7 protein-coding genes are annotated in these 6,945 nt (G+C 36.9%); 5 read left to right on the top strand and 2 right to left on the bottom strand.

Going from position 1 to position 6,945, the window contains the following annotated elements; genetic code table 11:
- Nucleotides 1-177: 177 nt before the first annotated feature.
- Both uraH and AC1M87_RS08915 read right to left on the bottom strand, forming a co-directional pair.
- Nucleotides 178-573: a hydroxyisourate hydrolase gene (uraH, locus tag AC1M87_RS08920; protein ID WP_481593492.1), complete on the bottom strand. Its 396-nt coding sequence runs from the start codon at nt 571-573 to the stop codon at nt 178-180.
- Nucleotides 574-700: 127 nt separating this feature from the next.
- Entirely contained in the window at nt 701-1,483 is a 783-nt protein-coding gene (locus AC1M87_RS08915; protein WP_481593491.1) for an rRNA large subunit pseudouridine synthase E, read from the bottom strand.
- 304 nt (nt 1,484-1,787) lie between these two features.
- On the opposite strand from AC1M87_RS08915, the gene AC1M87_RS08910 reads away from it, so the two are divergent.
- The 5 genes from AC1M87_RS08910 to AC1M87_RS08890 all read left to right on the top strand — a co-directional run bounded on the left by AC1M87_RS08910 (nt 1,788) and on the right by AC1M87_RS08890 (nt 6,892).
- Nucleotides 1,788-2,327 carry a M23 family metallopeptidase gene (locus AC1M87_RS08910; protein WP_481593490.1) on the top strand — a complete coding sequence of 180 codons (540 nt, stop codon included), beginning with the start codon at nt 1,788-1,790 and terminating at the stop codon, nt 2,325-2,327.
- 234 nt (nt 2,328-2,561) lie between these two features.
- Nucleotides 2,562-2,801: a hypothetical protein gene (locus AC1M87_RS08905; protein ID WP_481593489.1), complete on the top strand. Its 240-nt coding sequence runs from the start codon at nt 2,562-2,564 to the stop codon at nt 2,799-2,801.
- A 104-nt stretch (nt 2,802-2,905) separates the two neighbouring features.
- Entirely contained in the window at nt 2,906-3,031 is a 126-nt protein-coding gene (locus AC1M87_RS08900) for a hypothetical protein (protein WP_257219857.1), read from the top strand.
- A 171-nt stretch (nt 3,032-3,202) separates the two neighbouring features.
- On the top strand, nt 3,203-4,030 hold the full coding sequence (locus tag AC1M87_RS08895) for a PhzF family phenazine biosynthesis protein (protein ID WP_481593488.1): 828 nt from the start codon (nt 3,203-3,205) through the stop codon (nt 4,028-4,030).
- 72 nt (nt 4,031-4,102) lie between these two features.
- The gene (locus AC1M87_RS08890) at nt 4,103-6,892 is read left to right on the top strand and encodes a M16 family metallopeptidase (protein ID WP_481593487.1); all 2,790 of its coding nucleotides are present in this window, start codon (nt 4,103-4,105) and stop codon (nt 6,890-6,892) included.
- The last annotated feature ends 53 nt before the right edge of the window (nt 6,893-6,945 follow it).

Here is a 6,945-nt window from a genome sequence, read left to right as displayed (position 1 = left end):
TGGAGTGAATGTTCGTCTTGTTTTCATTGAGCACCTCTTTGGTGAATACATTATCACCTAATTTAGTGTCCAACTTTATTAAACCACTACAAATTAAACTTTTAAGATTAATAGAGAAATAAAAAAGCTCACATAATGTGAGCTAAATTTGTGTCATAAATGATTAACAAAAAAACATTAGTTCCCTCGATAGGTTGAATAACCATAAGAACTTAATAACAACGGAATATGGTAATGATCTAAACTACCATCAATCACAAAAACCACTGGCACTTCAGGGAAGAAAGTACGCTTGTTGTTTGCTTTAAACCAGTCGCCAGTTTTAAAAGTTACTCTGTAAACACCTTTTTGAAGATCTGTTTCGGCTGGATATAGAGCCTTGATACGACCATTTTCATCCGTTTTAGCTTCGTTGAGCTTTACCCATTTTTCACCCTGCTGCGCTTCAAGTGTAACTGCAATATTAGAAGATGGAAGACCAGTTTCTTGATTAAGCACATGAACACTTAAAGGATTTGCCAAAGTGAATGTTGAAAATGCAAAACTTGAAAGAGCAAGCGTAAATTTTTTCATAAGTATCAACTCACAATAAGCAAATAATCGAAAAAGTGTACTTAAAATGAGAGATTATTTAAGTTAATTTATGTATAAAAAAAGAATGCAATTGCATCCTTTTTACTTTTTATACAATAGCTTGAGCTTAGCGTGCGCGTCCACGTGGAGCTTTTGTATTTGGGCGAGTAGTACCATTGGTCTTACGACGTGGTTTCTCATGTTCTTCCATTTGCCAAATACGTTTAGTACCCGATTTTTTCTTAGTACCATCTTTATTGACTTTCTTATTAATAGGCTTGCCACCTGTACCGCCTGGTTTCTTCACGTAAGAGCGTGAGCGGTATGGCTCTTCTGCAGGAACATTTTGAAAGTCAGGATAAAGTAATGGTTCAATTTCTCTAGTTTCGCCAGATTCAAGACCCATCTGTACTAAGTCGATTGATCCAATTTTAGTGCGAATAAGACGTAAAGTTGGGAAACCCACTGCTGCAGTCATACGTCGAACTTGGCGGTTACGACCTTCGCAAATCGAAATTTCAACCCAAGAAGTAGGTACAGAAGCACGGAAACGAACAGGAGGATCACGATCCCATAACCACTCAGGCTGTTCAACTTTTACAGCTTTTGCAGGTAGAGTCATACCGTCTTTAAGCTCTACACCTTTACGAAGCTGTTCTAAAGCCTCTTCAGTCACATCACCATCAACTTGAACCAAATAAGTTTTAAATTTCTTATTGGCAGGGTTGGTAATGTACTGATTTAAACCACCATGGTCGGTTAAAAATACTAGACCTTCAGAGTCCATGTCTAGACGTCCAGCAAGACGTAAAGTCGGATCGTTAACGAAATCAGACATTGTCATATGTGCTTCGTCTTTACGAAACTGGGAGAGAACGCCATAAGGTTTATTGAGAATGACGATTTTCATATAAAAACTTCAATAATGTGCAAATAGTGAAAGGTCTGACTTATCAAGAATTTATGAACATCCTGAATTGATCTGAGGATTCGATCAATGAAGTCAAACAAAATAAATAGGGGAATTGGTGACTATTATGCGTGATTCAAAAAAGAAAGTATCGTATTGATCAAAAAAAATATGTAATTCTGACGATTTAATCGGTATAAGCAGGCTTTTATTGGTTTATGACAAGTGCTTTTAATTTAATCAATACAATGCAAACGTCGATCAGACGCTAAAATTTAACTCAATTTAAGATGTTGGGTTGTATATGAAAAAAAGGATTATTGGATCACTCATTGCAATCAGTTGGATGCTTACTGCTTGTCAGCCCCCAACTTCAGGCGAAACAGCAGGAATACAATATCCATATTTATACTGGAAACTTCAAAAGCAAGCGTTGACAGAGCCGTTGGCGATACCCGTTGAAGGAGTCAAAGTAACTCAAATAGCAGATACTTGGGGGGCAGCACGTTCAAATGGTCGTACACATCAAGGAATTGATATTTTTGCCAAACGAGGTACGCCTGTATTGAGTGCAACACAAGGTATTGTAAGTCGTATCGGCACAAACAGTTTGGGAGGCAAAGTCGTTTGGGTGGTAGGACCTCAGTTAAGTCGCCATTACTATGCACATTTAGATGAATATGCAGCACACATCCAAGAGGGTGACTGGGTTGAAGTCGGTGAAGTATTAGGATATGTGGGAAATACTGGCAATGCGATCAATACACCTCCACATTTACATTATGGGATTTATTTAACGAGTGGTGCTACAAATCCATATCCATATTTAAAACTAAAGGAATAAGTCACGTTAATACAAGTAAACAAATGAGAGAGCCTTGTAAGCCTCGTAACTTGTATCAATTTTAATCCTCTGAAATTTATATAGCTTACAGAATGAAAGTTACGATGCAGTATTTTGATACAGCTCTATGCTCGCAGTTTCATGCAAAAGGTTTATGGTTATTTGTACTGGTCTAATTCAAGTGAAAAAGAATTCAAGATCAGTATCAAAATCTGATAATCATGGAGATATGAAATGAGTAATCAATACAATCAAGATCAAAATGAGCAACAGCAACAAAATCACCAGCAACGTCAACAAGGTCAACAGCCACATCAACATCAACCTAATCAGCAGCAACGTCAACAAGGTCAACAGCCACATCAACATCAACCTAATCAGCAGCAACAGCAACAAGATCAACAGCAACAGAATCAGCAACAGTCCCGTCAACAATCACAACAGCAATCTGATTTAGATCAACAAAATCGTTAAACCATTAATCCTAAATTGAATGGGAATTTAGGGATGAAGCCCCATTCTTGTCAGTAAATTCAAGCATTAACAATTTAAAGTGAATGACACGAGGAAGATAAGATATGGCGAATAAGTCCAAGTTAAAAATTAAAGATTTAAAAGATCAAATTAAATCGAGACTTAAGAAAATTTCTAAGCATGAATCTAAGTTAAAAGATTTAAAGAAAGCGCTCAAAAAGCGTAAATAGCAAAAGACCCTCATGTGAGGGTTTTTTATGGAAGATCATTAGAAATATACAGTTTATGAACGAATCTTTGTGAAGCAATAATTTATAGTCAAGATTGAAATTAATCTATGATTTGAAATGATAAAAGATTATTATTCTCAATTAGAAGTTTGGAAATATTAGGGTGTATTTATGAAAATGTATCAAGTTGATGCCTTTACTACAGCGTTGTTTAAGGGGAATCCTGCAGCTGTAGTGGTCAGTGAAGAATGGCTTGATACATCACTCATGCAAAATATTGCATTTGAAAATAATTTGGCTGAAACGGCTTTTGTTAAAATTATTGATGATGAAAATTATGAAATCCGTTGGTTTACACCTAAAGTTGAAGTCGATTTTTGTGGTCATGCCACTTTAGCGAGCAGTTATGTACTTTTTAATGAGTATACTCAAGCGAAAAACATTAAATTTCATGTTAAAGATTTAGGAATTTTTTCCATCACGCGACAAGACGATGGAAAAATCACAATGAATTTCCCAGTTCGAATCCCTCATTTAACTGAAGAGTTTCCTGAATTATTAAAAGAAGTGGTTAATCGTCCAATCAAGGAAATTTATCTAAATCAACAAGCTTATATTTTAGTCTTGGAAAGTGAACAAGATGTGCTTGATGCCAAACCTAATTTTGCCAATATTAATGCAATTGCTGAAGCATATGAGGTTAGTACTTGTATTACAGCATCCGATCATCCCGATATCGCTATAACCGCAGCATCAGAACAATATGATTATGTGGCACGTTATTTTGCACCACATAAAGGCATCAATGAAGATCCTGTAACAGGTTCTATGCATACAGGATTAGCGCCTTTGTGGGCTGAGAAATTGGATAAATCAAAACTTATTGCTTTTCAAAGCTCAGAAAGAGGTGGCGTGTTGTATTGCCAACTTAAAGAGAATCAAAGAATTGAAATTTCTGGCTATGCCAAACTTTATATGAAAGCTGAAATTTACCTTTAAAACATAAACCCTATTGATCACACCCTTAGCAGTCGTGTGATCAATTTTTTTATATCAATAATTGGAAGAACAATGCTAACTCGTTTTAAAAAACTTTCACTTACTTTAATGATCGTTGCGGTCAGTTCTAGCGGTTTAGCACAACCTATTTTGGTCAAGACTGAACAAAATATTGAAGAATACAAACTAGAAAATGGTTTACGGGTAATTTTGGCACCGATACCTAAAGAAAATAAAATTTTTATGAATATGGTGTATTTAACTGGAGCTTTGAATGACCCACAAGGTAAAGGTGGTTTAGCACATTTACTTGAGCATCTCGCGTTTAAAGGCACAGAAAATGTAAAAGGGGATGAGTTTCAACGTCGTCTAGATCAGCATACGCTCATGAGTAATGCGATGACTGACTACTATTCTACCCAGTATATGAGTGTCATCCGTCCAGAAAAAAAAGCCATTGATGAAATGTTGTATCTGGAGGCAGAGCGAATGGATAAGCTCGTACTTCAGGAAAAATTTGTTCCGTCAGAAATCGCAATCGTAAAACGAGAGCGTGAGGTTCGAATGGATCAACCTTTTTCAGTATTGATGGATCAAATTTGGAAATCTGCTTACGGAAATCAGTATCTAGGTCGTCTACCGATTGGTGATTTAACTGAGCTTCAGTCAATCAACATGAAGGAACTGAATCAATTTTACCGACAATGGTATGCACCGAATAATGCAGTTCTAGTGATTGCAGGTAAATTTAATAAAGCGGATATCCTGAAAGCAGTGGATAAAAATTTTAATCAAATTCCTGCGCGTCAAATTCCTGAGTCAACCCAAGTTCCAATGCTTGATTCGACCAAGATTAAAGAGCGTAAATTTGTCGTGCAAAAGGGAAGTGATTTAGGCAAATACAATATTTATCTCAATGGCGCCCAGCAAAAAACACAGACCGCACTCGCTTTAGCACCTTATTTATTTACAATGCAACCTAGTGGTCATTTGTACAAAGATATTGTAGAAACAGGTACGGCTACACAGGTTCAATCGACGACATGGTTAACACCAGATTTTAATCTTGTTTTTATGGGGGCAGTGTATGCTCCTAATCATGATAAGAAAAAAGTTGCCCTTTCTCTAGAGAAAGGAATTGAGAAAAAGCATCAATTTAATGAAACAGAATTAAATCGTGTCAAAAACATGATTAAAAATGGTCAAGAGAGCATGATGACCAATGCTTCTTCTGTGGGCGGTTTCATTAGTGATTATGTGGTTTCATCCAATGGGGATTGGGCAAAATATTTTAAAGATCAAGCAGAGATACAAAGTCTAAATGTCGATCAAGTTAATCAGGCAATAAATCAATTTTTGGTTGCTGAGCATCGTATTTCGGGAGACATACAACCTACGCCTGAGGATCAAAAAAAGGCACTCGAGCTAGACGCTCATGAGCAAGAATCAAAAACTTTAGATCAAGTGACAACTCAAGAAGAGCCTTTAAAAGACCCAGCTGTGTATAAAGCTGAAGTGGCTGAGCACTTAAAAAATTCCAAACAGTATGTTGAAAAGTTAGAGAAAAAAATCAAGCGTGGTACTTTGAAAAATGGGATGCAGTATGCACTATTCCCAACGTCAACACGCGATGACAAAACTTACGCATCGATATCTTTAAATTTCGGGACAGCACAATCACTCAAGAATCAAGGTGAAGCACTAGGCTTTATGTCTTATTTGCTATTGAGAGCATCTGAGCAGTATAGCCTGCAAGATATTGCAGACAAATCAATCGAGGCGGGTGGTCGAGCATCTGCTTCAGCTGTTGATAATGGTATTGTGATTAACGTATCTGCGAAGAAAGAAAAATTTCCAGAATTCTTCAAGTTTATTGTCGACGTTATGAATAATCCTAAATTTGAGCAAAGTCAGTTTGACCTGATCAAATCGCAAACTTTATCGTCATTAAATCGACCATATACAGAGCCTGAAACTGTTGCAGGACTGACTATCGCTAGAATCGTAGAGCGATATGAACCAGGTGATTTGCGATATCATTTTGAACCTGAGCTAGCAAAGCAGCAAATTGAAACCATCACCAATGATCAAATTAAAGCTTTGTACCAAAAGTATTTTACAACTCAAAATGGTCGAATATCGGTGACTGGTGATTTTGATGACAAAGCCATTCTGAAATATTTGAATTCATCTTTAGGCCAGTCTAAGACAAAAGAACCATACCAACGTTTGCAGGGCAGTCATATAGATTATCCTGCTCAAAAAGTTCATGCGCTGGCTGAACAGCGTCAATTTGGTAATTATCAAGCGGTTATTGCCATTCCAGTGGGTAATAATCATCCTGATGCAGAAGCATTATATGTGTTGAGCCATATTCTAGGCGAGTCACAATTATCATCACGCCTTGCCATGGAGTTACGTGAAAAAAATGCGTTGGTTTACAGCTTTGGAAGTAGTTTGAGTTTGGATAATTTTATCAATGCTGGTGCTATAGGTGTAAGTGCTAATTATGCAGCTGGAAAATCAGCTCAAGTTTCTCAAGGTGTGCATAAAGTATTCACTGACTTATTAAAGAATGGTGTGACGGAGCAAGAGCTTGAAGCGGCTAAAGCCAATATTATGAAACAGCGTGTCACGAATATAGAGGATGAGCGCCGTATTCATCGTGGATTGAACAGCCAGCTTGAACAAAATAAAACACAGCTTTCAAGACTAGAGCGAGATCAGGCATTTGCAAAACTGACGAAGAAAGATATAGATGCAGTGATCAAAAAATATATTAAGCCTGAGTTTTTGGTTGAAGTTATGGCAGATCAGTACGGTAAACCACAACCTGAAATGATTTCTAAGCCTAAAACTTAGAACCACAATGTACGATTCAAAAAGGCTCATTCGATCGTGAATGAGCCTTTTTT

This window comes from Acinetobacter sp. 24-47-62, from assembly GCF_056779765.1.
Note: the sequence above shows the minus strand (reverse complement) of the source record. Positions and strands in the feature narration are given on the sequence as shown.

What these genes read in the sequence shown, in the direction of transcription:
- AC1M87_RS08890 (WP_481593487.1), top strand. Translation starts at nt 4,103, where the DNA reads ATGCTAACTCGTTTTAAAAAACTTTCACTTACTTTAATGATCGTTGCG.
- AC1M87_RS08895 (WP_481593488.1), top strand. Translation starts at nt 3,203, where the DNA reads ATGAAAATGTATCAAGTTGATGCCTTTACTACAGCGTTGTTTAAGGGG.
- AC1M87_RS08905 (WP_481593489.1), top strand. Translation starts at nt 2,562, where the DNA reads ATGAGTAATCAATACAATCAAGATCAAAATGAGCAACAGCAACAAAAT.
- uraH (WP_481593492.1), bottom strand. Translation starts at nt 573, where the DNA reads ATGAAAAAATTTACGCTTGCTCTTTCAAGTTTTGCATTTTCAACATTC.
- AC1M87_RS08915 (WP_481593491.1), bottom strand. Translation starts at nt 1,483, where the DNA reads ATGAAAATCGTCATTCTCAATAAACCTTATGGCGTTCTCTCCCAGTTT.
- AC1M87_RS08910 (WP_481593490.1), top strand. Translation starts at nt 1,788, where the DNA reads ATGAAAAAAAGGATTATTGGATCACTCATTGCAATCAGTTGGATGCTT.
- AC1M87_RS08900 (WP_257219857.1), top strand. Translation starts at nt 2,906, where the DNA reads ATGGCGAATAAGTCCAAGTTAAAAATTAAAGATTTAAAAGATCAAATT.